The organism is Pantoea sp. F_5 (assembly GCF_008631595.1).
Taxonomy (GTDB): Bacteria; Pseudomonadota; Gammaproteobacteria; order Enterobacterales; family Enterobacteriaceae; genus Pantoea; species Pantoea gossypiicola.
This window is the reverse complement of record NZ_VWUO01000015.1, coordinates 70,675-94,806: the sequence shown is the minus strand read 5'-3', so window position 1 is coordinate 94,806 and position 24,132 is coordinate 70,675. Positions and strand designations below refer to the sequence as shown.

Annotated in this window: 23 protein-coding genes and 1 pseudogene; 14 read left to right on the top strand and 10 right to left on the bottom strand. The window is 53.7% G+C overall.

Annotated features, from left to right (window positions below; translation table 11 throughout):
• Nucleotides 1-579 precede the first annotated feature (579 nt).
• A complete protein-coding gene (locus tag F3I44_RS18260; protein WP_150015821.1) occupies nt 580-1,590 on the bottom strand; it encodes a LacI family DNA-binding transcriptional regulator in 1,011 nt (336 codons plus the stop codon).
• A gap of 107 nt (nt 1,591-1,697) precedes the next feature.
• Between F3I44_RS18260 and F3I44_RS18255 the strand changes: the two genes are divergently transcribed.
• Both F3I44_RS18255 and F3I44_RS24135 read left to right on the top strand, forming a co-directional pair.
• Nucleotides 1,698-2,711 (top strand): Gfo/Idh/MocA family oxidoreductase, encoded by a 1,014-nt coding sequence (locus F3I44_RS18255; RefSeq protein WP_150015820.1) that lies wholly within the window; start codon nt 1,698-1,700, stop codon nt 2,709-2,711.
• 149 nt (nt 2,712-2,860) lie between these two features.
• Complete coding sequence (locus F3I44_RS24135; RefSeq protein WP_255467314.1) at nt 2,861-2,983, top strand: hypothetical protein; 123 nt, start codon at nt 2,861-2,863, stop codon at nt 2,981-2,983.
• A 93-nt stretch (nt 2,984-3,076) separates the two neighbouring features.
• Here the strand turns inward: F3I44_RS24135 and F3I44_RS18250 are convergent, their stop codons facing one another.
• Nucleotides 3,077-3,655: a YceI family protein gene (locus F3I44_RS18250; RefSeq protein ID WP_150015826.1), complete on the bottom strand. Its 579-nt coding sequence runs from the start codon at nt 3,653-3,655 to the stop codon at nt 3,077-3,079.
• 691 nt (nt 3,656-4,346) lie between these two features.
• On the opposite strand from F3I44_RS18250, the gene arnB reads away from it, so the two are divergent.
• From arnB to F3I44_RS18210, 8 genes and pseudogenes are all read left to right on the top strand, one after another.
• Nucleotides 4,347-5,483 carry a UDP-4-amino-4-deoxy-L-arabinose aminotransferase gene (gene arnB, locus F3I44_RS18245; RefSeq protein ID WP_150019508.1) on the top strand — a complete coding sequence of 379 codons (1,137 nt, stop codon included), beginning with the start codon at nt 4,347-4,349 and terminating at the stop codon, nt 5,481-5,483.
• A 1-nt stretch (nt 5,484) separates the two neighbouring features.
• On the top strand, nt 5,485-6,468 hold the full coding sequence (gene arnC, locus F3I44_RS18240; protein ID WP_150015819.1) for an undecaprenyl-phosphate 4-deoxy-4-formamido-L-arabinose transferase: 984 nt from the start codon (nt 5,485-5,487) through the stop codon (nt 6,466-6,468).
• Nucleotides 6,465-8,445 (top strand): annotated as a pseudogene (arnA, locus tag F3I44_RS18235) (bifunctional UDP-4-amino-4-deoxy-L-arabinose formyltransferase/UDP-glucuronic acid oxidase ArnA). Before arnC ends, arnA begins: the two are co-directional and overlap by 4 nt.
• Nucleotides 8,445-9,347, top strand: a complete 903-nt coding sequence (arnD, locus tag F3I44_RS18230) for a 4-deoxy-4-formamido-L-arabinose-phosphoundecaprenol deformylase (protein ID WP_150015817.1) — start codon at nt 8,445-8,447, stop codon at nt 9,345-9,347. Before arnA ends, arnD begins: the two are co-directional and overlap by 1 nt.
• Nucleotides 9,347-11,014, top strand: a complete 1,668-nt coding sequence (gene arnT, locus F3I44_RS18225) for a lipid IV(A) 4-amino-4-deoxy-L-arabinosyltransferase (protein ID WP_150015816.1) — start codon at nt 9,347-9,349, stop codon at nt 11,012-11,014. Before arnD ends, arnT begins: the two co-directional genes overlap by 1 nt.
• Nucleotides 11,014-11,334 (top strand): 4-amino-4-deoxy-L-arabinose-phosphoundecaprenol flippase subunit ArnE, encoded by a 321-nt coding sequence (gene arnE, locus F3I44_RS18220; RefSeq protein WP_150015815.1) that lies wholly within the window; start codon nt 11,014-11,016, stop codon nt 11,332-11,334. The genes arnT and arnE overlap by 1 nt, the downstream gene beginning before the upstream one ends.
• Nucleotides 11,331-11,696 (top strand): 4-amino-4-deoxy-L-arabinose-phosphoundecaprenol flippase subunit ArnF, encoded by a 366-nt coding sequence (gene arnF / locus F3I44_RS18215; protein ID WP_150015814.1) that lies wholly within the window; start codon nt 11,331-11,333, stop codon nt 11,694-11,696. The genes arnE and arnF overlap by 4 nt, the downstream gene beginning before the upstream one ends.
• A 146-nt stretch (nt 11,697-11,842) precedes the next feature.
• Nucleotides 11,843-13,372: a Fic family protein gene (locus F3I44_RS18210; RefSeq protein WP_150015813.1), complete on the top strand. Its 1,530-nt coding sequence runs from the start codon at nt 11,843-11,845 to the stop codon at nt 13,370-13,372.
• A 37-nt stretch (nt 13,373-13,409) separates the two neighbouring features.
• On the opposite strand, the gene F3I44_RS18205 is transcribed toward F3I44_RS18210, so the two are convergent.
• Nucleotides 13,410-14,105, bottom strand: coding sequence for a haloacid dehalogenase type II (locus F3I44_RS18205; RefSeq protein ID WP_150015812.1), 696 nt, complete (start codon nt 14,103-14,105; stop codon nt 13,410-13,412).
• Nucleotides 14,106-14,580: 475 nt separating this feature from the next.
• On the opposite strand from F3I44_RS18205, the gene F3I44_RS18200 reads away from it, so the two are divergent.
• The 4 genes from F3I44_RS18200 to F3I44_RS18185 are packed head-to-tail and all read left to right on the top strand — an operon-like array spanning nt 14,581 to nt 17,383.
• Entirely contained in the window at nt 14,581-15,876 is a 1,296-nt protein-coding gene (locus tag F3I44_RS18200) for a serine dehydratase subunit alpha family protein (protein WP_223811697.1), read from the top strand.
• Between the two features lie 53 nt (nt 15,877-15,929).
• Nucleotides 15,930-16,667, top strand: a complete 738-nt coding sequence (locus tag F3I44_RS18195; protein ID WP_150015810.1) for an AzlC family ABC transporter permease — start codon at nt 15,930-15,932, stop codon at nt 16,665-16,667.
• On the top strand, nt 16,660-16,980 hold the full coding sequence (locus F3I44_RS18190) for an AzlD domain-containing protein (RefSeq protein WP_150015809.1): 321 nt from the start codon (nt 16,660-16,662) through the stop codon (nt 16,978-16,980). Before F3I44_RS18195 ends, F3I44_RS18190 begins: the two co-directional genes overlap by 8 nt.
• 19 nt (nt 16,981-16,999) lie before the next feature.
• Nucleotides 17,000-17,383 carry a RidA family protein gene (locus tag F3I44_RS18185; RefSeq protein ID WP_150015808.1) on the top strand — a complete coding sequence of 128 codons (384 nt, stop codon included), beginning with the start codon at nt 17,000-17,002 and terminating at the stop codon, nt 17,381-17,383.
• A 275-nt stretch (nt 17,384-17,658) separates the two neighbouring features.
• On the opposite strand, the gene F3I44_RS18180 is transcribed toward F3I44_RS18185, so the two are convergent.
• The 7 genes from F3I44_RS18180 to F3I44_RS18150 form a co-directional block, all read right to left on the bottom strand.
• The gene (locus tag F3I44_RS18180) at nt 17,659-17,871 is read right to left on the bottom strand and encodes a hypothetical protein (RefSeq protein WP_150015807.1); all 213 of its coding nucleotides are present in this window, start codon (nt 17,869-17,871) and stop codon (nt 17,659-17,661) included.
• Between the two features lie 108 nt (nt 17,872-17,979).
• On the bottom strand, nt 17,980-18,444 hold the full coding sequence (locus tag F3I44_RS18175) for a hypothetical protein (RefSeq protein WP_150015806.1): 465 nt from the start codon (nt 18,442-18,444) through the stop codon (nt 17,980-17,982).
• A gap of 360 nt (nt 18,445-18,804) precedes the next feature.
• Entirely contained in the window at nt 18,805-19,092 is a 288-nt protein-coding gene (locus F3I44_RS18170) for a type II toxin-antitoxin system RelE/ParE family toxin (protein ID WP_150019507.1), read from the bottom strand.
• Nucleotides 19,089-19,340 (bottom strand): type II toxin-antitoxin system Phd/YefM family antitoxin, encoded by a 252-nt coding sequence (locus F3I44_RS18165; RefSeq protein WP_150015176.1) that lies wholly within the window; start codon nt 19,338-19,340, stop codon nt 19,089-19,091. The genes F3I44_RS18170 and F3I44_RS18165 overlap by 4 nt, the downstream gene beginning before the upstream one ends.
• A gap of 265 nt (nt 19,341-19,605) precedes the next feature.
• A complete protein-coding gene (locus F3I44_RS18160) occupies nt 19,606-20,739 on the bottom strand; it encodes a glutathione-independent formaldehyde dehydrogenase (protein WP_150015177.1) in 1,134 nt (377 codons plus the stop codon).
• 358 nt (nt 20,740-21,097) lie between these two features.
• The gene (locus tag F3I44_RS18155) at nt 21,098-22,021 is read right to left on the bottom strand and encodes a sulfonate ABC transporter substrate-binding protein (RefSeq protein WP_223811699.1); all 924 of its coding nucleotides are present in this window, start codon (nt 22,019-22,021) and stop codon (nt 21,098-21,100) included.
• 119 nt (nt 22,022-22,140) lie between these two features.
• Nucleotides 22,141-24,030, bottom strand: coding sequence for a sigma-54-dependent Fis family transcriptional regulator (locus tag F3I44_RS18150; RefSeq protein ID WP_150015179.1), 1,890 nt, complete (start codon nt 24,028-24,030; stop codon nt 22,141-22,143).
• Nucleotides 24,031-24,132 lie beyond the last annotated feature (102 nt).

Genomic DNA, 24,132 nt, shown 5'->3' with positions numbered 1-24,132 from the left:
AGGATGACCCTCTGCTCAGTCCTCTTAATATAAAGCGCTGAAAGTATCCCTGCCTTAAACCGATGAGAATTTAACATCGCACCGTCATAAAGTGAAAGCGTAACGGGACACTGGCAATTAAAACCCAGACAGGCTTGATATTTATCAAACCTTATACAAAACGTGCTTTATCAGTCAAACACCTTAGCGTATCAGCTCCTGAATCGCTCTTTCTGTTCAGCGATCCGGGTTCAGAGTGTCTAATCTGATATGTTCCTCGCTGCATGCGATGCTGGCCTGTCGGATTTGAGGCGATGATAGCAACTCTGAAGTGGGGTGGAATATTAAAATAATAAATTGATTATATATAGATTTATATTTCAATATTTAGATGCAAGGCAGTTTTAAAACCTGCCTCTCGGCATCATTTACCGTTCTGAAGTGATTGCGATACAGAAGAGCAGAGTAGAAGTGATGCTGCCTGACGTTAAAAGTGGGTCATCTGCTGGCCCAATATCAATAGCCTGATCAGATTTCAACGGCTGGCATCTATAACGAAAATGAGGGCTCTCGGTGGAGGGTATGATGTGATGGTTTGCTTCATATCGCGTTCTCGGCTGTATAAATCATGAAGTCCACTTTACCGCTGGCATACTCATCGGGTTTCGTCCCCTGCTCCAGATAGTTCAGCATCAGCTGCAGGGCGATTTGAGTATGCTGCCGGGTATTCTGATCCAGCGTCAGCGCAACGCTTTGCTGCGCCATCAATGTGCGGGTGGTGGCATAAAGTTCATGGGTGATCCAGATACACTGATTAAGCCGACGATGACGTGCCAGCGCCTGACCGATCTCAGTGTTCCCCAGGCCGGTATTATAAATTCCCATCAGATTTCCGCTCTGAATCAGCTGTTTCTCCAGCAATTTACTGATTATGTCGCGATTTTCCTGAGCGGCCAGAACTTCACGCAGCTGAAGATGGGGATATCGTTCAGTCATAAGCGTGCAAAATCCTTCAATGCGCTGACGATGCGCGCTGTAATCCCTGTGACCACTGACCATCAATACCTCACCGGGCTGATGCAGCATTTTACCCATAAGCTGAGCGGCGGTGCGTCCTGCCTGCAACTGGTTGATCCCGACATGACAGAGCCGGGCGGCACCGGGTAAATCGGTGACCAGCGAGATCACCGGTACACCACGCACCTGGCAATGTTCCAGCGCCTCATAAATAGCCGGATGTTCATGGGCAAAAACGATTAATCCATCCCGCGATTCACTGCCTTGCCTGATAAGCTTTGCCAGCCTTTCTGGCTGCGCCTCCGGGACAAAAGTGCGATGCAGCGTCAACCGGCGATAGCCCAGATGGGAGGCGATCTCAGTAAAATCCTGCGCCAGTTGCTTAAAGAAAAACGAATCGTTACTGCTCAGCAGCAGTTCGATCTGCCATGGATGACGATGCTCCTCAGGCAAAATCCGCCTGAGTCCGACTTCCCGTGCCGCCTGCAATACCCTGTGGACCGTTTCCGGTGCAACGCCACCCCGTTCATTAAGCACCCGATCCACGGTTGCCAGCCCTACTCCTGCCCGCAGGGCGACTTCTTTCAGCGACATGCCGTTCTCCTCTGAGGTAAACACCTCAAAACATCATGCCGTCAGTGTAAAACGCCGCGCTATCCTGCCGTTGCAGCTTTCTGCCGTACTATGATGGAGTTCAAATAATGAATAAAAAGCAACGCGTTGCCCTGCTCGGGTGTGGCTTTATTGGCGAAGTTCATGCGGCTAATCTTCAGGCACATCCCGGGGCTGAACTGGTGTGGGTAGCCGATGCGGAGCCCGCACGCGCTGCCGCGTTTGCGACACGCTTTGGTGCCAGGGCCGCGTCCGTGACTGAAGCGATAAATGATGGGCAGATTGACATGGTATTGATCGCCAGCGCGACGCCAACCCATGCCGATTTGCTTGAAGCCGCTGCCCGTGTCGGTAAAGCCATTTACTGTGAAAAGCCGGTCGATCTCTCTCTTGAGCGCGCCCGTAAGGCCGTGTCTAACGTTCTCCCTTACAATGTGCCGGTCACGGTGGGATTTAATCGCCGTTTCGATGTCAGTCATCTGCAGCTTAAGCAGCAACTCCGCCAGGGGCGGATTGGCTCGGCGGAACTGATTCAGATGGTCTGCCGGTCTTCGTCCATGCCGCCACTGGCCTATCTTCAGGCATCCGGTGGCCAGATGCGCGATCAGGCTATCCACTTTTTTGACCTGCTGCGCTGGCTGACTGAACAGGAAGTGACGGAAGTGGCAGCGATGGGCGCAGCGCTGGCTCTGCCTTCGATCAGCGAATTCGCCGACGTGGACACCAGCACGCTGCTGTTACGGCTACAGAGCGGGGCGCTGGCACAGCTCGATAATGCCCGCCGGACTGGCTATGGCTATGACGAACGCATCAGTGTGATGGGGTCAGACGGCATGCTGGAATCGGCCTCTCAGCCGCAGCGCGGCGTCAGCTGTTATCAGGGCGCGCAGGTTCAGCAGCCTGGGCTGCTGCCAGACTGGTTCAGCCGGGTGCAGCCAACCTATTATGCTCATCTGGACGCATTTATCCGATCGCTGAACGGGGAGCAGGTTGGCGATCTGCCCGGCCTGGAGGATGGCCTCAGGGCACAGGCAATTGCGGAAGCCGCGGTGATCTCCCTGGCGGAAAGGCGCTTCTGTCAGGTGGAAAACGTGCTGATCTGATGAGGCATGGCAGACTGAAAAAATAAGATTATTTTTATCGATTAGAAACCGGTGCTGAGCTGTTTACCGATTGTGAGGAGTCCCGCAATCTGAAATCTGTCATTAATGGCCATCCCGAGGTCTGATGTAGCAGGGAGGCGCGAAAAATCATGTACAGCAACCTCCATCAGCACCCTGAGGAACACCTGGCGTATGGCTATGCGCTGTCGCACAACGGTGACATGGCATGCAGCTGGCCTGGTGGACGCACGACGGTTATCAATATGTACTGATTGGCCGCAACCAAACCCTCAGCGCAGCTGGCGGCCTCCTGAAACATGACAGGCAGCGCTCACGTAATCCGGCAGCACGCGCAGCAGTGACGATCAGCGCGGCTGTCTGACCTGCGCTACAATCTTAAGCGCAATATTTACCCGGTCGTCAACCACCCCGACCAGCCGATCCATACCGAAGGCGGAGCGGGAGATAGCGGTGGAGGCATGCAGCGCCAGCAAGCGTGAGGCAGGATCGAGGGTCTGCCCGCTGTCCAGCGAGGCCAGCATCACGACAGGCCGGCTGACAGTTTTAACCGTCAGCGTGCCAAAAATCCGGTAATTACCGTCACCCAATGCAGCCACGCGACTGCTGACGAAATGAATCTGCGGGTAATGTTCTGCATCAAAAAACAGATCACTTTTCAGTTGCCAGGTTAACAGGCTGTTCGAGGCGACCAGCGTTCCCACCGGAATATTCACTTCAATACGGTCGTCACGATCCTCATGCGGATTAAGCGTCACTGTGCCGGTCACGCCCTGTAGTCTGGCCTGCGAAAAGTCATGTCCAAAGGCACGCCACGAAAGGCCAATCGACGTTTTATCGGGGGTAATGGCATAGGTTACCGGCGCGGCACAGATCACCGGGCTGATCAGGACAAACAGAATGCATAAACAGGCGGCACGTATCATCACTTTTCCCCCTTCAGACAGACCAAACGTTAACGCCTGAAACCGCGATCTTATTCGCTTTTATTAGCACTGCTTTTACCACAGGGGCACAAATAATATTAAAGATATTAACTGACTGTCACCTTAGATTCACCAAAACGTAATGATTATTTGGGGCAAAGAACATCAACTACAGGAAATATTAAGAATGCATTAAGGAGGGCTTATTAATCGGTCGTTTTACTGAAATCCTGAGTGGAGGTATTTGATGACGTTAAGGGGGAAATTTTCAATCTGAAATTATCTTTTCGTCATCAGTGGCTTAAGGTTTCCCCATTAAAAAATCTGTGTCAGTCGAGCTGTGTCTGAGTTGATAACAGGCCGGCGTTTCTGTTTTTTAAACAAAATATCAATCACTCAAAAAGAGTTGGGTACCGGCGGAGTATTATTGAAATAATAGTGAAATTTTCAGAAATCCATTAAATGAATCCTCGCTGTTTTATTGTAATTAAACCTCTTCATTTAATGTTTAGTTAACTTTCATACGTTAGCTTGTATTAGCAGTCCGGTAACCTTAATTCCATAACGGGAAACCTGTTATGGCTTATCCGCCTGCCGGGTATTGATAAATCGCTATTTCAATTCTTTTCCGGCGTTGTATCCGATTAACAACGCGCGACAGTTTATGGGTTTGATTTGCAGGAGTTTTAGCATGGAATTTTTGCCATTTTCCCGCCCTTCATTCGGTGATGAGGAGCTGGCTGCTGTTAAAGCGGTATTCGATTCCGGATGGATAACAACCGGGGCGAAATGCGCTGAACTGGAGCAGGCCTTTGTTCAGCTGACCGGCAATCAGCACGCCATTGCAGTGAGCTCTGCCACTGCCGGGATGCATGTCACGCTGATGGCGATGGGGATCGGGCCTGGCGATGAGGTGATCACGCCGTCCATGACCTGGGTTTCAACCCTTAACCTGATTACGCTGCTGGGTGCCACGCCAGTCATGATTGATGTTGATCCGGATAACCTGATGGTGACGCCGGAACGGATAGCGCAGGCCATTACGCCACGCACCCGCGCCATAATTCCGGTGCATTACGCCGGTGCGCCCGCCGATATCGCACCGATCTATCATCTGGCTGAGCAGCATGGCATTGCCATTATTGAAGATGCGGCTCACGCGGTGGGCACGACTTATTACGACAGACCGGTCGGGTATCGTGGCACGGCAATTTTCTCGTTCCACGCCATCAAAAATATTACGTGCGCAGAAGGCGGTCTGGTGGTGACCGATGACGCTGCTCTCGCCGATCGTATCCGCAGCCTGAAGTTTCATGGCCTTGCCGTGGATGCGTTTGATCGTCAGACTCAGGGGCGTCTGCCGCAGGCGGAAGTGATGATGCCGGGCTTCAAATACAATCTGCCCGATATCAGCGCAGCGATTGCGCTGGTGCAGTTACAGAAACTGCCGGGCTTTATTGCACGCCGCCGTGAGATTGCCGAACGCTATCTTGAGGCGCTGCGTTCGCTGCCCTTCACGCCGCTTTCACGGCCAGAGTGGCCACATCAGCATGCGTGGCACCTGTTTATTATCCGTATTGATGAACAACGCTGCGGGCTGTCCCGTGATGCCTTTATGCAGGCACTGAAGTCGCGAGACATCGGCAGCGGCCTGCATTTCCGTGCAGCGCATACCCACAAATATTACCGCGAGCGCTATCCCGATCTGCGTCTGCCCGCCAGTGAACGTAACAGCCAGCAGATGTGTTCAATTCCGCTGTTTCCGTCCATGACGGATCAGGATGTAGAACGCGTGATTCAGGCTTTACATGACATTGCCGGAGTCTGAGATGCGCGATATCAAACCGATCAATATGCTCTCCGTGGTGATCCCGGTCTATAACGAGCAGGAGAGTTTGCCGGCGCTGCTGCAGCGCACCAGCGCCGCCTGCGACGCCATCAACCTTGAATATGAAATTCTGCTGGTGGATGACGGCAGCAGTGACCGCTCTGCCGAACTGATTGAACAGGCCGCTACCGTTCCCGGCAGCCGGATAACCGGCGTGCTGCTCAACCGCAACTACGGTCAGCACTCCGCCATCATGGCCGGCTTCAGCCAGGTCCGTGGCGATCTGATTGTTACCCTTGATGCCGATCTGCAGAACCCGCCGGAAGAGATCCCGCGGCTGGTTGAGGCTGCGCGTCAGGGGTATGACGTGGTGGGCACCGTGCGGCAGCAGCGCCAGGATACCTGGTTCCGTCGCAAGGCCTCGCGCACGCTCAATCACCTGATTCAGCGGGTCACCGGCAAAGCGATGGGAGACTACGGCTGCATGCTGCGCGCCTATCGCCGCCACATCGTCGAAGCGATGCTCAATTGCCACGAACGCAGCACCTTCATTCCGATTCTGGCCAACACCTTTGCCCGACACACCATCGAACTGCCGGTGATCCACGCCGAACGGGCTTTTGGCGATTCGAAATACAGCTTTATGCGCCTGATCAACCTGATGTACGACCTGGTGACCTGCCTGACCACCACACCGCTGCGACTGCTCAGCGTGGTCGGCAGCCTGATTGCCCTTTCCGGTTTTGCTTTCTCACTGGTGTTGATCGTATTGCGACTCTTTTTTGGTGCGGCCTGGGCGGGTGACGGCGTCTTCGTGCTGTTCGCCGTGCTGTTCATGTTTATCGGTGCCCAGTTTGTGGGTATGGGACTGCTCGGGGAGTACATCGGGCGCATTTATAACGACGTTCGCGCGCGTCCACGCTATTTCGTTCAACGCATTGTTCAGGCTCCTGAAGAGCCTTCAGTACAGGATACTCAATCATGAAGACCGTTGTTTTCGCCTATCACGACATGGGCTGTGTCGGCATCAATGCCCTGCTGAACGCAGGCTATGAGATCACCGCCATTTTTACGCACAACGACGTGGCGACCGAAAATAACTTTTTCGGCTCGGTAGCCCGCCTGGCGGCAGAACACGGCATCCCGGTCTATGCGCCGGACGAGGCGAATCATCCGATCTGGCTTGACCGCATCCGTACCATGGCACCAGAGATGATCTTTTCCTTCTACTATCGTCATCTGCTGAGCGATGAGATCCTGCAATGCGCTCAGAAGGGGGCCTTTAACCTGCATGGCTCCCTGCTGCCAAAATACCGTGGTCGGGCACCGCTGAACTGGGCGCTGGTCAATGGTGAGCGCGAAACGGGCGTCACGCTGCATCGCATGGTGAAGCGCGCAGATGCCGGTAATATTCTGGCGCAGCAGAAAGTAGCCATTGACGATCAGGACAACGCGCTGACGCTGCATCGTAAATTGACCCAGGCCGCAGAGCAGTTGCTGGGCGACATATTGCCTCGCCTGCGTCAGGGTGAGGTCAGTGAGTGGCCACAGGATGAGAGCCAGGCAACCCGGGTGGGCGGTCGCACGCCCGAAGATGGCCGCATTGACTGGAATCAGCCTGCTGAGAAAATTCATAATCTGGTCAGAGCGGTCACCGATCCCTGGCCTGGGGCATTCGCCTTCGCCGGTTCGGTTAAATTTATTGTCTGGAAGAGCAGGGTTCATCCGCAGCAGCAGCAGGTGAAACCGGGCACTGTCATCTCTAAACAGCCGTTTCTGATCGCCTGTGGCGAAGGCGCACTGGAAATCCAGACCGGACAGTCTGAGCATGGCGTCTATATGAACGGCAGCCAGCTGGCGCAGAGCCTGGGCATGGTGCCAGGTGCACTGCTCTATTCACAGCCGCAGTCGGCGCTGCAACGCCGTACCCGCGTGCTGATCCTCGGTGTTAACGGCTTTATCGGTAACCATCTCACCGAGCGTTTGTTACAGGATGAACATTTCGACGTCTACGGCCTGGATATCAGTTCAGACGCTATCAGCCGGTTCCTGGAACATCCGCGCTTTCATTTCGTTGAGGGCGATATCGCTATTCACTCCGAATGGATTGAGTATCACATCAAAAAATGTGACGTCATTCTGCCGCTGGTGGCGATCGCGACGCCGATTGAGTACACCCGCAACCCACTGCGCGTGTTTGAACTCGATTTCGAAGAGAACCTGAAAATCATTCGCGACTGCGTGAAGTATCAGAAGCGCATCATTTTCCCGTCCACCTCTGAGGTCTACGGCATGTGTACCGATGCCAGCTTCGATGAGGATTGTTCTAACCTGGTGGTCGGGCCGATTAATAAACAGCGCTGGATCTACTCCGTATCCAAACAGCTACTGGACCGTGTGATCTGGGCATATGGTGAAAAAAGAGGGGCTGCGTTTTACCCTGTTCCGTCCCTTCAACTGGATGGGACCGCGTCTGGATAACCTCAATGCGGCACGCATCGGCAGTTCCCGTGCAATTACCCAGTTGATCCTCAACCTGGTAGAAGGTTCGCCGATTAAGCTGATCGACGGCGGCAAACAGAAGCGCTGCTTTACCGATATTCAGGATGGCGTGGAAGCGCTGTTCCGCATTATCGAAAACAGGCAGCAGAATTGTGACGGTCAGATCATCAATATCGGTAACCCGGACAACGAAGCCAGCATTAAAGAGCTGGCCGAGCAGCTGCTGGAAAGCTTCGAACGCCATCCGCTGCGCAGCCAGTTCCCGCCGTTTGCCGGTTTCCGGGAAGTGGAGAGCAGCAGCTACTACGGCAAAGGCTATCAGGATGTAGAGCACCGAAAACCCGCTATCCGCAATGCACGTCGTTTGCTGGGCTGGACGCCGACCGTCACGATGGATGTCACTATCGACAACACGCTCGACTTCTTCCTGCGCACCGTCGAGCAACAGGCTGATAAGTGATGAAGAAGATCGGTCTGCGGATTGACGTAGATACCTGGCGCGGCACGAAGCAGGGTGTGCCAGCGCTGCTTGAGCTGTTCCGGCGTCATGCGGTGCGAGGCAGCTTTTTCTTCAGCGTGGGACCGGACAACATGGGCCGCCATCTCTGGCGGCTGGTGAAACCGGCGTTTCTCATGAAGATGCTGCGTTCCCGCGCTGCATCGCTCTATGGCTGGAACATTCTGCTCGCCGGCACGGCCTGGCCGGGAAAGCAGATGGGACGTGGCTTGCGGCAAATTATGCAGGACGCCACCCGTCAGCATGAAGTTGGCCTGCACGCCTGGGACCACTTTGCCTGGCAGACCTGGGCGGGCGTCTGGCCGCAGGACAAGCTGGTTGAGCAGATAGCCCGCGGCACGGAAACGCTGAGTGAGATCCTCGGTCACCCGGTCAGTTGCTCGGCCGTTGCAGGCTGGCGCGCTGATAGCCGGGTCATCGCTGCCAAACAGGACTTCAGCTTTCACTACAACAGCGACTGTCGGGGCAGCGGCCCGTTCCGGCCCCTGCTGCCGGATGGGCAGATCGGCACGGTGCAGATTCCGGTGACGCTGCCCACATGGGATGAAGTGGTTGGCCGCGAGGTCAGCGCAGCAGGCTATAACGACTACATTCTGGCGAAGATGCTCGCGTCTGATGAGGGCGCGGTTTACACCATACATGCCGAAGTTGAGGGGATCATCGGCTACCCGGACTTTGACCAGTTGCTGGATGCTGCGGAACGTAACGGCATTCAGTTCTGTCCGTTAGGCGAGTTGCTGCCCGACGATCTCAGCACGTTACCGGTGGGCAGGGTCGTCAGAGGCGAAATTCCCGGACGGGAAGGGTGGCTGGGCTGCCAGAAACTGACTGAAGAGGCGAACTAGTGCGGATACGTAACAACACGATGTGGGTGCTTTTTTGCAGCTTCTTTATTCTCTATTACCTGATCCCGCCCGTGTTCCGTGATCTCTGGCAGCCGGATGAGACCCGCTACGCGGAGATCAGCCGGGAGATGCTGGCCACGGGTAACTGGATCACGCCACACTTCTTCGGCCTGCGTTATTTTGAAAAACCGATTGCGGGTTACTGGATTAACTCGTTGGGGCAGTGGCTATTTGGCCACAACAATTTTGGCGTGCGGGCGGGATCGATATTCTCCACGGCGATGACTGCCGCGCTGGTCTTCTGGCTCGGCAGGCGGATATTTGGTTCGGCGCGCACCGCCGCTGTCAGTGGTCTGATTTTCCTCAGTTCACTGCTGGTCTACGGCGTGGGCACCTATGCGGTGCTCGATCCCATGCTGATGCTCTGGCTGGCGGCGGCGATGTGCAGCTTCTGGCTGGCGACGGAGGCCACCGGACGTGCCGGACGCGCGGGCGGTTATCTGCTGCTGGGCCTTGCCTGCGGCATGGGATTTATGACCAAAGGCTTTCTGGCACTGGCGGTTCCGGTGCTGGCGATTCTGCCGTGGGCGATCTGGCGAAAGAGACTTCCGGAGCTGCTCTGCTTCGGGCCACTGGCGATGCTTTCAGCCGCAGCGATCAGCGCGCCCTGGGCGCTGGCGATCTATCATCAGGCTCCCGATTTCTGGCACTACTTCTTCTGGGTTGAGCATATCCAGCGCTTTGCGGAAGAGAATGCACAGCACAAGGCACCGTTCTGGTATTACCTGCCGATTCTGCTGCTGGGCACGCTGCCATGGCTGGCGCTGTTACCGGGTGCATTAATGGCTGGCTGGCGCGAGCGTCATCAGCATCCCGGCGCGCTCTATCTGCTGAGCTGGGCGGTTATGCCGCTGCTGTTTTTCAGCCTGGCAAAAGGCAAGCTGCCGACTTATATCCTGCCCTGTTTTGTGCCGCTGTCGCTGCTGATGGCGCACTATGGGCTGAACGCCGCGCAGCGGGCAGGGCGCGCTTTAACGGTCAATGGCTGGCTTAACCTGATTTTCGGCATTCTCACCCTGACAACGGTACTGCTGGTGCTGGCACCCTGGAGCGTGACGCATCATCCGCTGTTCGCTACGCATGAGATGCTGAAGCTGCTGCTGGGCGCGCTGGCATTTCTCATCTGGGGGCTGGTGGGTGCCTACAGCTGTCGATCTTCACAACGCCGCTGGCTGGCGGCCGCGCTTTGCCCGCTGGGTGTCGCACTGCTTATTGGTGCTGCGATCCCGGATAAAATCCGCGACGCTAAACAGCCACAGCACTTTGTTGCCACGATCAGCGCGCGTCTGGCCTCAAGCCGCTTTATCCTGGCGGACAATCCCGGCGTGGCGTCTGCCGCTGCCTGGCATCTGCAGCGCAGCGATATTGGCTTCTACGACACCAAAGGCGAACTGGAGTATGGGCTGAGCTACCCGGATGCGCAGTCCCGTTTTGTCTCTCAGGCCGACTTCGGCAGCTGGCTTGCCGACCATCGCCGTACCGGAAGCGTGTCGCTGCTGTTGCTGGTCGACTCGGTGCACAGCGATATCGGTGAGGATGTGCCGGTGCCGGATGCGGTCTATCGTCAGGGCAGGCTGGTCTGCCTCTACTACGATCAGATGAAGTAATGCTGCTGCTGATTGTGCTGGTGAGTCTGCTCAGCTGCAGCGCGCAACTGTGTCAGAAACAGGCGACGCACGCGATTTCGCGCCGTATTCGCCTGAGCTGGATTGGCATGAGCGTGCTGCTGTTAGGCATTGCGATGCTCCTCTGGCTGCTGGTCCTGCAGCGGGTACCGGTGAGTCAGGCCTATCCCATGCTGAGCCTGAACTTCATTTTCGTTGCGCTGGCCGGACGCATCCTCTGGCGCGAGCGGTTAACGCTGCGCCAGATTGTCGGTACGCTGCTGGTGGTGACGGGTGTGGCGCTGATGGCGAGCCAGCTATGAAAGGATACGGATGGGTCGCGTGCAGCGTGCTGCTGGTCTCCGCGGCACAGCTGATGATGCGCTGGGCAATGCCGCGGCTGCCCGATGTCAGCAGTATCTTCTCTCTGCCGACTATTGCCATACAGCCCGCCTTGCTGCTGTTTTCCGGGCTGGCCGCTTATGGAATTTCTATGCTCTGCTGGATTCGGGCACTGCACTATTTCCCGCTGAACCGGGTCTATCCGCTGCTCAGTCTGAGTTACGTGCTGGTCTGGCTGGTGGCTGTCTGCGCGCCGGTATTTCATGAAGCATTCAGCTGGCATAGTCTGGCGGGCGTGGTGATTATTGTTACCGGGCTGCTGTGCATTGTGATTAAGCCCTGAACATGTAAGTTAGCGTTTCCGCATCATCAATCCATTTTATTACTATTTTCGGGCAGGAATTAATGCTGCTGTGGTTGGTATATTAGCGTTTTCGTGTTAAATATCCTTTTTGTTATCATTTTCGGGAAACGGATAAAGGATTCGCTATGCTGGTCGGCTTCAGCGCACTGCGCGAACGTTATGCTATTAATCCGGCGCAGCCATTACGCGTTAAGTCAGCTATCGGAACGGTACGCTCTCATCATGAGAGTCAGGGGCAGGTGGAAAATCATTATCCACCTGGCTATCAACCGGAAGATGATTTTGCCGGTCACTTTGCCTTTGGTCTCAAATACGAAGAGATTCACCTTGAGTTTTTTGCCCGCCTGTTTACCGCTGTCGGCCCGGAACCTCTGGAGGCGTGGTGCCGTCAGGAGCCGTTCGGACAGTATGCGCGACGGGCTGGCTTTCTCTATGAATGGCTGACCGGCAACACGCTGCAGGTACCGGATGTCACCAATGGAGGCTATATTGAGGCCATCTCATCCAAAACCTATCTGACCCGAACGACAGTAAAGCGCGTCAGACGCTGGCGCATCAATGATAACCTGCCAGGAACGGTGGATTTCTGCCCGCTGGTGCGCAGGACCGCGGCCGTTGAACAGGCGCTTACGTTCGATCTCAATGAAGCCTTAAACGATCTGGATAGCGCCTTTGGCGCGGACATTCTGATGCGCACGGCCAGCTGGCTGACATTTAAAGAGTCGCGCGCCAGTTTTCTGATTGAGAAAGAGTCGGATCAGGGCGACCGCATTCAGCGTTTTGCTCACGTTATTGCGCAGTATTGCGGACAGCTTGACGATCCGCTCAGTGATAGCAGCCTGCATACCATACAGCAGGGCATTCTTGGCCAGGACGCATTGGGGCTGGGCCTGCGCCGCTCACCTGTATTTGTCGGGCAGTCGACAATGCGTGAAGATATCGTCCACTATATTGCGCCACACTATGATGATGTTCCTCGCTTCATGCAGGGCCTTAAAGCCTTTGACCTGGCGACGCGGGGGGCCGCGCCACTGGCCCGTGCCGCGGTTATTGCGTTTGGCTTCGTCTATATTCACCCGATGCGTGATGGCAATGGTCGCATCCACCGATTTTTAATCAATGACACGCTGATTCGTGACGGGGCGATACCGGATGGGGTCATCCTGCCGGTCTCAGCCACCATCACCAGCTCGATAGATTTCCGGGTCGGCTACGATCGCACGCTGGACGTGTTCTCGAAACGGCTGATGCGGCGCTATGCAGGCTGTTATCGGTTTGGCGAACTGAAAACCTATGAAGATGGCACGCTGAGTAATTTCAGTTTTAGCAATTATGAGGATGCCCGGTTCGCCTGGCGCTATCCCGACTTAACCGAGCATGTGCTCTATACCGGCAAAGTAATAGAGCACACCGTCCGAAAAGAGATGGCTGATGAAGCGCGCGTGCTGGTGATATTTCAGCGTGCACAGCAGCGCCTGAAGGAAGTCGTTGAAATGCCCGATCAGGATGCGAGTCGCATTATTCGTTCGCTGAAGGAAAATGGCTGGCAGATTTCCGGCAAGCTTAAAAAAACGTTCCCGTTGCTGGACGATGCGACACTGTCCGGGCGCATCGTGGAAGCGGTCAGATCGGCATTTGAGACCCAGGCAGACTGACTGCCTGAGTCTCACCGGCAATCACTGCGCACTATGCTCAGCAGAGCGGCTTAAGCTGTGCGGCCAGCGCCTGGATATCGCTGACGATCAAATCAGGTGCAGGTGCCAGCGGATAAAGTGCCTGTCCCTGACGGCTGACAAAGGCGGTTTTCATGCCAGCCCGTTTTGCTCCGCCAACATCCCAGCCATGCGCAGCCACCATCATGCACTCTGCGGCGGGCTTGCCCATCTCTTTCATGGCCCACTGATAGACTCTGAGATCGGGCTTATACACCTTCACTTGTTCCACGCTGAGAATGCGAGTGAACAGCGGTGTCAGTCTGGCTGAGCTGAGTTGTTTTTCAGCCAGCGCGGCTGAGGAGTTGGTCAGCGCAACCAGCGTAAAACCCTGCTGCTGCAATGCAGACAAGCCAGTGGCAATATCCGGATGGGCGGGCATGGCGGCGATGATGTCAGCCAGCGGCGTCGCGCCAGCTGGCATAGTGACGCCGTAACGCGCAGCGGTCATCTTCAGTACCGCTTCTGCAATATCACCAAAGCTGTGCCAGCTGCCGGTCACTGACTCGACCAGTGAATGATGCAACAGTGAGGTAAACCAGGCCTCGGCGCGCTCAGGCCTGTCGCCGAGCCGTTGCGCGACAGCCTGGTTCAGGGATGTGGTATCCAGCAGGGTTTCATTGACATCGAAAAACAGGGTGCCGCTGCAGGGTTCGGGGTTGTGATTGTTAGTCATAGAGTCTCCGCCTGGCTTAAAAGGGTGAGGGTAAGGCGTTATAGGCGCTGACTGAAGGCAGGACCCGGGGGGCAGATTCACCAACAATAGGGCTTAATTGCCAGACGCTGATTGCTGGTGACGTTGAATATCGCGATGGTCACACCAGCGCCTGCATCAGGCAGTATAATCTAATCAAAAAATCGGTTCAGGTTGATAACAAATATCATTTCTGACTAAGGAGAATATTCTTCTTAAATCAGCGAGCCTCGTGAAACATTTTCAGCTGCAAATTTTCCCCATACTGGTGGCCGATACTCCTGTGCACTCTGCTACACGTGTTCACTGGGTTACAGTATGAAATATCCTGTCATCTTCTGAAGCAGAAAAAAATTTTCTCCATAACCTTACTAAAAGTCGGGGATTGAGAAAATATTTCTCCCCCCTCCTGATTATCATACCTCCAAAGAGTGAATCAAATTTTGAGAGGATGCCTGTGAGTAAAATTAACGATGACGTTTTCCTGAAATGGCTCAGGCAGGAAGTCAGACCTGCGTTGGGGTGTACAGAGCCGGTAGCGATAGCATTTGCCGCAGCCATGGCCTGCCGTTATCTGCATGAACCCTGCGTCAGTGTCTCGGGCTTTGTTTCTGAGAATCTGTATAAAAACGCGATGGCTGTGACTATTCCGGGAACACAGTGCTCCGGTATTGCTATGGCTGCAGCCATAGGCGTCTACGGTGCCGATCCTGATAAAGGGCTGGAGGCGCTGCGCGGACTCACCGCAGAACACATTAAACAGGCTGAGGTTCTGGTGGATCAGGAGCTGGTTAACATTACCGCCCGCGCCGTACCCGATTTTATTCACGTCGACCTGACGGTATCTGGTAAGGAAAACAGGTGCCGTATCGTCGTCAAGGGCGGGCATACCTCCATTACGGAACTCTATCTGAATGACCAGCCTGTCGCTGACTTCTGCCGCCCGGAGAAAAAAGCCAGCACGCCACCACTGCCCCAGTTCTCTGTGCGTGAGGCGTTTGACTTCATCACCCGGGTTCCCCTGCGTGATATTGATTTTATGCTCGAGGCCGCTCGTCTGAATAGCGAGTTATCCCAGGCGGGTATACATGGCCGCTACGGACTCAATATTGCCGGCACGCTTTCAGCCGCCCTCAGTCAGGGGCTGATGAGCGATGATCTGCTTTACCGTATTCAGCTGGAAACGGTGGCGGCTTCTGACGCCCGAATGGGCGGTGCGCCAGTCACGGCCATGTCCAATTTTGGATCCGGCAATCAGGGGATAACGGCGACGCTGCCTGTCGTTGTGTTAGCCCGGTCGCTCAACGCCGATCAGGAGACGCTGGCCAGAGCGCTGACACTGTCACATCTGGTAGCCATCTCCGTACATGCCCGTTACACCCGGCTTTCGGCCCTGTGTGCGGCATCCACGGCGGCAATGGGCGCTGCGGCAGGCATGGCATGGCTGTTCAGCCGTGATTTGAATGTCGTTGAGTCAGCCGTTATCAATATGATCAGCGACGTAAGTGGAATCATCTGTGATGGTGCTTCGGGCAGTTGCGCAATGAAAGTCTCAACCGCGACGTCGAGTGCGTTCAGATCCGTGTTGATGGCAAGGCAGGGCGTACGGGTCAGCAGCACCGATGGCATTGTCGGCGTCAGTGCTGAGCAGACGGTTGATAACCTTAGCCGGTTGGTTGTTAACGCGATGCCTGCTACCGACAAAGAAATCATTCACATCATGACCGAAAAGGACGCGCTCGCGCACAGTTGAGTGCCTTCAGACAATGACGAGCTGCTCTCAGTGAGCGGCTCGGGAGAGTGTTAATGGACAAGAAAACCACCATCTGCCGTGGCGTCAGCGCGGTAATGCCCCTCTGTATAGGAGACTTTCCGTTCTCCTTCATCGTTGGCGCATTAAGCGTCAGCGCTGGCATGAGTGTGTGGCAGAGCACAGCCTGGTCCTGCATCGTAATTGCTGGTTCAGCCCAGATGCTGGCAGTGAACATGCTGAAAACCGGTGCCAGCCTGGGGGTGATTATCTTCACTACCTTCGTCATCAATCTGCGCCACGTACTCTACAGTGCCTCTCTGGCCGGTAAAATCCGGGATGCTTCTTTTTTTCAAAAATGCCTGATGTCTTACGCGCTGACCGATGAGGTGTATGCCACCACGATTAAGGAGATGGAAGAAAACAGGGGAGACAAATACCTCTTCTATTTCACCGTTATGCTGACTTTCTGGGGATTCTGGGTGCTGGCAAACTTTATGGGCGCGATGATCGGCTCTTCTTTCCCGGATATTCAGAAATACGGTCTGGATTTTGCGATGGTGGCCGCTTTCATCGCCATCGTGGTGCCTCAGGTCAAAAGTCAGGCCTGCACGGTCGCGGCTCTGGTCGCCTCTATGTCAGGCGTACTGCTGGTTATCCTGCCGTGCTCACTGGGTATCGTCATCGCCTCTCTGCTTGGCGTGCTTGCGGGCCTGGCGGTGGATCTGTCGGAAGAACGCAGGCAGAAAAACGTCAGCGGCTCTTCCATCATCAGGGACACCGCACATGAATAATAGCTACTTTGCTGCGCTGACATTGGGTATGGCAGCGGTGACATTTCTCATCCGCGTCTCCTTTACCGGGATGGCAGGCAAAATACAAATGAGCGAACGGGTCAGGAAAACACTGCGCTTCGTACCCGTGACCGTGCTGCCTGCCATCATCACCGTCCAGATTCTGGACATTAACTCACGTATGCAGTTCGACCTGCATAATCCCAAGGTGATTGCGGCGATCGTCTGTACTTTAGTGAGCTTTCGGTTTGGCCTGATTTGGGTGGTCATCAGCGGAGTAGGCTCACTGATTCTGCTTAACCAATTTATGTAACGGAAGAGAGAAGCATTAAATGAACATTATCAGTACAAAACAGGCACCGGCAGCCATTGGTCCTTACGTTCAGGCAATAAGCACCGGCAGCATGGTTTTTACCTCTGGACAGTTACCGGTCGATCCGGAAACAGGGCTAATGTCAGAGGCGATTGAAGTTCAGGCTTACCAGTCTCTGGAGAACGTCAGAGCGATCATCGAAGCCTCAGGTCTGGCGGTGAAAGACATTGTTAAAACAACCGTTTTTGTCAAAGATCTGAACGACTTTGCCGCCGTAAATGCGGTTTATGAAGCCTTTTTTACAAAGCACGCCGGAGCATTTCCAGCGCGTTCCTGTGTTGAGGTGGCTCGTCTTCCGAAAGATGCCAAAATTGAAATCGAGGCGTTAGCGGTGCTGTCGTAGCAGACAGAATTGTCATTAGCAGGCTGCTGCCGTAAAAGGTAGCAGCGTTGCATTCACTTTCTGTTCCGATTCATGATGCCGCCCGGCATTGTTGATGTTGTAGTGTTGAATCAGCAAAGTATAAACAGCTTGTGTTTTATCCGCATAACACTAATTATGTTAAATTAATTGTACGGACGCGCACCCTATGTTGCGCGATGCAGTCACCTGTACATCAATGATGCTATTGCTTGCAGCTTATTACTATAATTATGCATGTTTTGAAATTTAGAGGTTTAGAATTTGTCACGGGGTTTTGTTGGCACACACAGAACAACAGTATCCTTAAGCTTGAGTTCTGCAAGTGTAGGAACTTTATTAATGAGCAGTGTAGTACTTCCGGCTTCTCCCAATTGAAGAAATCTACGCTCAAGTTCTTTTTCTTTGTCCGCCGAGTTCTCGAATAATTCATATTTGCACAGATTCGAGTTCTCAGTAAATTCGCTCATTTTTTCCTCATATTCTGAGCGTGTAAAGTAAGCATGTGCGCCAGGAAATATTGAGAAAATAGCTAAGCATGATAAAATGAGAATTAATAGTGAGGATGTAAATCTCATTTAGGCAAGATCTGGATGGCGCTTTGCATATGCCAGTTTTTGCATGGTCGGTGTTATGGTTTTTTCTTTTATAAGCACCTGGTCAACATTGAATTTTTTATCTGTATTGTAGAATTGTATAATGACAGAGTCATTTGGAAAAACTTCATTAATTAAAATCTCTTTTAAATCGGGCATTACCTCAAAAACGACATCTACATCACGGCGATGATAAATTAAGCGAGGCAGATATTCATATGAACCTGACATTAAAACTCGTATGTTTTTCTGAACGCTGGTAGTGAAATTGTCTATGCGGAAATAAAGGCAACTTAACTGTTCAATTTTTTCTAAAGCCTCTTTGCTTAAATCCTTGGTTATTTCATTCGGAATTTCGAACATATCTTGTTTTTCAATGAATGTATAACCAATTGCATCTGGAAGTTCCTGCCGAATTTTTATTGCAGCGAGAATTTGATCAAACATTCTAAATCCTTTCTACTTTTCAGGTTAATATAGTTGGCTGACGTAACAACTTGTTAAATCATTAATAAAAATAATAAGGTCAGAGTGTCATTTTATAATAAAATCCCTGGCCGACAAAGTTATTATCGACTCTCAGGGATTATTTTTATATAATAAATGAGTAGGTCATGCCCGTTACCATTATAGTCTTTGATAAAATTATTTTTTCTGGCCTTATATAAACCGGGAGGCTATATGAAAAACAAGCTCAATCCAAAAGACATATTTTTATTTTAAAATTCGATTTATCGATAGCGGTAAATCCTGATGAAATCTGTCCTCTCCACAGAAAATATGCATGTATGATCAAATCAGGCCTTACTAACGCATTCTCTCACTGGCAAGATGATACACATCATTGCGCTCGCGCTTACCTACAGCCACTACGGCAATGATCAGTTGATCGTCGATCACCTGATAAACCAGCCGAAAGCCGGACGCCCGAAGTTTGATTTTGTAGCAGTCTTTAATGCCACGTAATTTTGCCGAGGGGATATGGGGATTCTCACAACATTTCTTAAGCTTTTTAGCAAACTGCTGCTGGAGAGATTTGTCCAGCTTCTGCCATTCTTTAAAAGCCTCTTCCCTGAACTTGACGGTATAACTCACAAAAGTGCATCCAGATCGACATCAAGCAGAGGCTGGTTGCTCCGTTCGTGGACCAGCTTAGCCAGTTCCTGATCGTCAAGGGCATCAAGCATCTGTTCATAAAGCTCAGCCGGCACGCAATAGAATGCAGGCTGGTTGCGGTTGAGAATAGCGACGGGATAGCCGTCCCCGGCATTAACAGTAGCCATCGGGTTTTTTTTAAGTTCGCTGACGCTGGCACTGGTATCGCTTAAAATGATGTGTGGCATAAGGCCTCCAGGACTGCTTAACAGGTCTTTATGGTATCAGGATGAAGACCTGTTAACCAGTCATGGTGTACTGACAGAATCCGATTTATCCAGAATGAAAAGCACTAATTCAGTTAAGAAAAAGCCGCTGATTATGACTTGCGCGACACCCGGTAGCTTCGGCAAGGTTATGTCATACGATATAAAGCCCCAAACCACAGACAGGCGGTTTTAGTTATCCCTGTTATTACAACCTGAATGTGGCTTATGCACTATGGCTCACGATTCAGGGTTTGAGGATAACCTTTGTCCAGCCATTATCACGATCGTCAAAATGCTTATAGCCTTCGGGAGCGTCTGCCAGTGCAAGACGGTGCGAGATGATCTGCGACGGATTGGCTCTGCCCTGATGGATAAGCCTGGCGAGCTGGCGGTTGTAGGCTTTCACATTACACTGGCCGGTCTTCATCGACTGTCCTTTAAACCAGAACGTACCAAAATCGAACGGCACTTTTCCCTCTTTAGCCAGTTCGGTTGCACCGCCGGGATCCTGAGGAACAAAAACGCCTACCGTACCAATGCCGCCCGTGGCTTTGGTGGATGCAACAAGGCTGTTCAGTGTGGCGGAGTTATCCTCGTGGCCATGTTTATTGCAGCACTGATAACCCACGCATTCGCAACCGCAATCCGTGCCGCGCCCGTCGGTGAGTTCGAGGATTTTATTTACCGCCTCATCACCCACGCCATTGATCGCCACTGCGCCAAGCTGTTCGGCTAACGCCAGTCTGTCCGGATGAGTATCGACCACAAAGACCTGTGATGCGCCTTTAATCATGGCCGAGTGCGCAGCCATTAAGCCGACCGGGCCAGCGCCGTAAATGGCAACACTCTCGCCAGGGCGCAAGCCTGCCAGTTCAGTGGCATGCCAGCCGGTGGGGAAGATATCAGAAAGCAGAACGTAATCTTCCTCTTTTTCTACCGCATCCGGCGGCAGTACCAGGCAGTTAAAATCAGCATAGGGAACGCGAAGTAGCTCCGCCTGTCCGCCCTCCCATTCACCCATCTCCGCAAAGCCATAGGCGGCACCTGCCGTACCCGGGTTGGCTGTCAGACAGTAACCGGTTAACCCTTTCTCGCAATTTTCACAGAAGCCGCAGCCGACGTTAAAGGGCAGACAGACATAATCACCGACTTTAACGCGCTCCACAGCGCTGCCAGCCTCAATAACCTGTCCCAGGTTCTCATGGCCGAAGATGCGACCCTGCTCGAAGCTGGTTCGCCCTTCGTACATATGTAAGTCAGAACCGCAGATATTGGTGGTGGTAATACGGACAATCACATCGGTGGGACGAACGATTTTCGGATCCGGAACGTCTTTGACTGAAACGTCAAACGGTCCGTTATAGACAACTGCTTTCATAGTGTTCACCTCTCGTGCATGCTCAGTTTTGAGGGTGGCGACTGCGTGATACATTGCTGTCACCACCTTCTTCGTGATGCTGCTTTTTCAGTCAAATGGCGCGACTGAAGGTGTAAGTGTAGAACAGCTTATGGCGCAGTCTGGCAAAAGAAATATCATGTAACTCTATGAAATATAAAACCGCTTCGCTAAAAACCCATTTATCTCCCACTGTCGTTCTGCTTATCCTCGTCCTGCTGTAACGCTCCGGGATAATGCTGGAACAGGATTAGCGAGGCCGCCTGTTGCTATTTAACAGCCTGATTATCATCAGATGTCAGACGGCGTTTATCCTGATAAACATCCGCCTGATGTTTGCCTACTTCTTATCCTGTGACCACGTCGCGCTGCGGATATCGACTTTTACCGGCAACAAACCAATCCGGGTAAAGGTATCTGCCAGCGCCTGCTGCTGGGTGAAGACTTCTGGCGTCATCCGCTCTGCGCCAAACGGCATCCTTGCCAGCGCGCGCTGCCAGATCGGCTGCGGCAGGCCGGTTGAGGTGGACATGATTTTTGCTGCTTCTTCCTGATTTTGATTAGCCCACTGACTCAGTGAACCCAGCTCATCTACCACCTCAGTGGCGATATGTGGATATGTCTCTGCGAACTTACGACTGGCAAGATAGAAGGTGTAGTGTGGCACCAGCCCTTCGGCATTTTTAAGCAGCCGCGCGTGGGCATTAGTTTCCACTTCGGCGTAATAGGGATCCCAGATGACCCAGGCATCCACCGCACCACGCTGGAAAGCGGCGCGCGCATCAGCAGGTGGCAGATAGACCGGCGTAATGTCTTTATAGGTCAGCCCGGCCTGCTCCAGCGCGGTGACCAGCAGATAGTTAACGTCAGAGCCTTTATTCAGCGCCACGCGCTTGCCTTTGAGATCCGCCACACTTTTAATCGGGGAGTCAGCGGGCACCACAATCGCTTCGGTTTTAGGGTTAGCAGGCGAGTGTCCCAGATAAACCAGATCGGCCTGCGCTGCCTGCGCGAATGTCGGTGGCGCGTCGCCGGTAGCGGCCAGATCGATACTGCCGATGTTTAAGCCTTCCAGCATCTGCGGTCCGGCCGGGAACTCAATCCAGTGCACCGCAATACCCTGCTTTTTAAATTCCTGATCCAGCGTGCCGCGATACTTCAGCAGCGCGAAGATATTGGCTTTCTGAAAACCGATGTTCACTGTCTCGGGTTTCTCTGCTGCCTGGGTGTTGAACGCGAAACCCGCCTGGGCGGCAATCATCATTACGCTGAGTAAAACTTTTTTCATCTCTCATTCCTGAGTCTGGTTGTTGTCTGCGCAACATAACAAACGCGGGTTGAAGCGCTTAGCGATGAAATGTTCGATGCTTAGCTAAAAAAACGCTATGGATGCCAGACCGACTCGCGTACGCGAATGGCGCGACTGAATAACCCCAGCGCATAGAAGCGGTCCGCGATGGTCTGCTGTTCCCGGATGATGGCCAGGTTCATTCTCTGAGTCTGATGACTGCGTCGGGCTAAGGCGTGCATCAGTGAGGTGGCAGAGATGCCGAGTTCCGTGGAGAGCAGTCCGGCAGCTTCAGCACGATGCGCATCAATGTAGCGGCCGGTCTGCTCCAGCGCACTAAGCAGAACATGTAACAGATCGCCAGCGTGCGTCGCAAATCCGCGCTCAGCCAGGTAAAACTGATGGTTATTGACCCGGCCTGTGCCATCCGCAATCACCCTGAACTCTCCGCTGTTCTCAGCATCACTGAGTAACGGATCCCACATCATCCAGGCATCCACCGCGTTGAGGTCGCTGGGTGTCAGCGGATATTTAGGCGGGGCATAGACAATGCGCACATCATCCAGCGCTAAACCCGCCTCATCCAGAATCTGCAATAACAGATAGTGAACGTTGGAGCCGCGATTCACTGCGATGCGTTTGCCCCTGAGATCGCCAATCTGCTGAACCGGGCTGCTGTTCGGCACCAGCAGCGCCACGCTCTGCGGGGCGGCAGGTTCCCAGGCGACATAGACCATCGGACTGTTGCTGGCCTGTGCAAACAAGGGTGGAACCTCACCGGTGGTCCCGAAATCGATCTCCTTATTGCTCAGCGCATGCAGAAGCTGGGGACCCGCAGGAAACTCACTCCACATGACGCTGACACCCTGCCCGGCCAGCTGCTGCTCCAGCGACTGGCGCGCTTTCAGAATGCCAAGGTTGCCAAATTTCTGATAACCAATACGCAGTTCCCGCTCCCGCTCAGGCTGCTGACCAGGAGCAGCATCGCGCTGACGCACTGAACCGCGGCGCGGTTTAATCACCCCCAGATGCCCCAGCTGTGTGCGCAATGTATGTCGGCTGATCCCCAGCAGCGCGGCCGCCTGTAACTGATTACCCTGCGTGAGTTCCAGCGCATTTTTCACCAGCGCAGCAATGACCCGGGGATAGAGCGGCGAGTCACTCTGCTGCATCTGCTGGCGTAAAAACTGATCCAATGCCTCCTCTCCCTGCGGCAGATCGCTCCCCGCAAGTGGGCTTAGCCGCAGCTGCTGGGGCGTGACCAGTGAGGTTTTGCTGAGCAGCACGGCGTTGTGCAGCGTGTTCTCCAGTTCACGGATGTTGCCCGGCCAGCTGTAGTTCATCAACACCGTCATGGCTTCATCGCTGAGGCGAAGCTGAGGACGACCAAGACGGCGCGCATAGAGTTGCAGGAAGTGACTGGCCAGTACCGGTATATCTTCGCAGCGCTGGCGCAGCGGTGGCAGTGTGACGCTGGCCACATTCAGCCGGTAGTAGAGGTCTTCCCGGAATCGGCGTTCACGGATAGCCACCGCCAGATCCCGGTTGGTCGCGGCAATGACCCGCACATTGACTTTTACCGGCCTGGACGAACCCACGCGGGTGATCTCACGCTCCTGCAGCACGCGTAGCAGCTTCACCTGCAGCGACGGGCTTAGCTCACCAATCTCATCCAGCAGTAACGTGCCGCCCTCAGCCGCCTCAAACCAGCCACGATGCCTATCCTGTGCGCCGGTAAAGGCACCCTTCTCATGACCAAACAGCTCCGACTCCGCCAGGCTCTCGGTAAGTGCGCCGCAGTTAACCGCCAGAAAAGGCTGCCGGCTGCGGGCGCTGTGGTGATGCAGATAGCGCGCCATCACCTCTTTGCCGGTGCCGGTTTCGCCAATAATTAATACGGTTGCATCAGTGGGCGCGAGCTGGTCCAACACGCTTTTGAAGGCGCGCGATGCGGGGTCAATTAACTCAGGGCTGGATATCTGCATCTCTTTTACCGGGTGAGTTGGAAAGTCATGACCATACCGCGCCGCTGACGCCGAAACGAGAGGCGAAACAAGTCAGATTGTTGCCAATGCAGCAGGATGCAA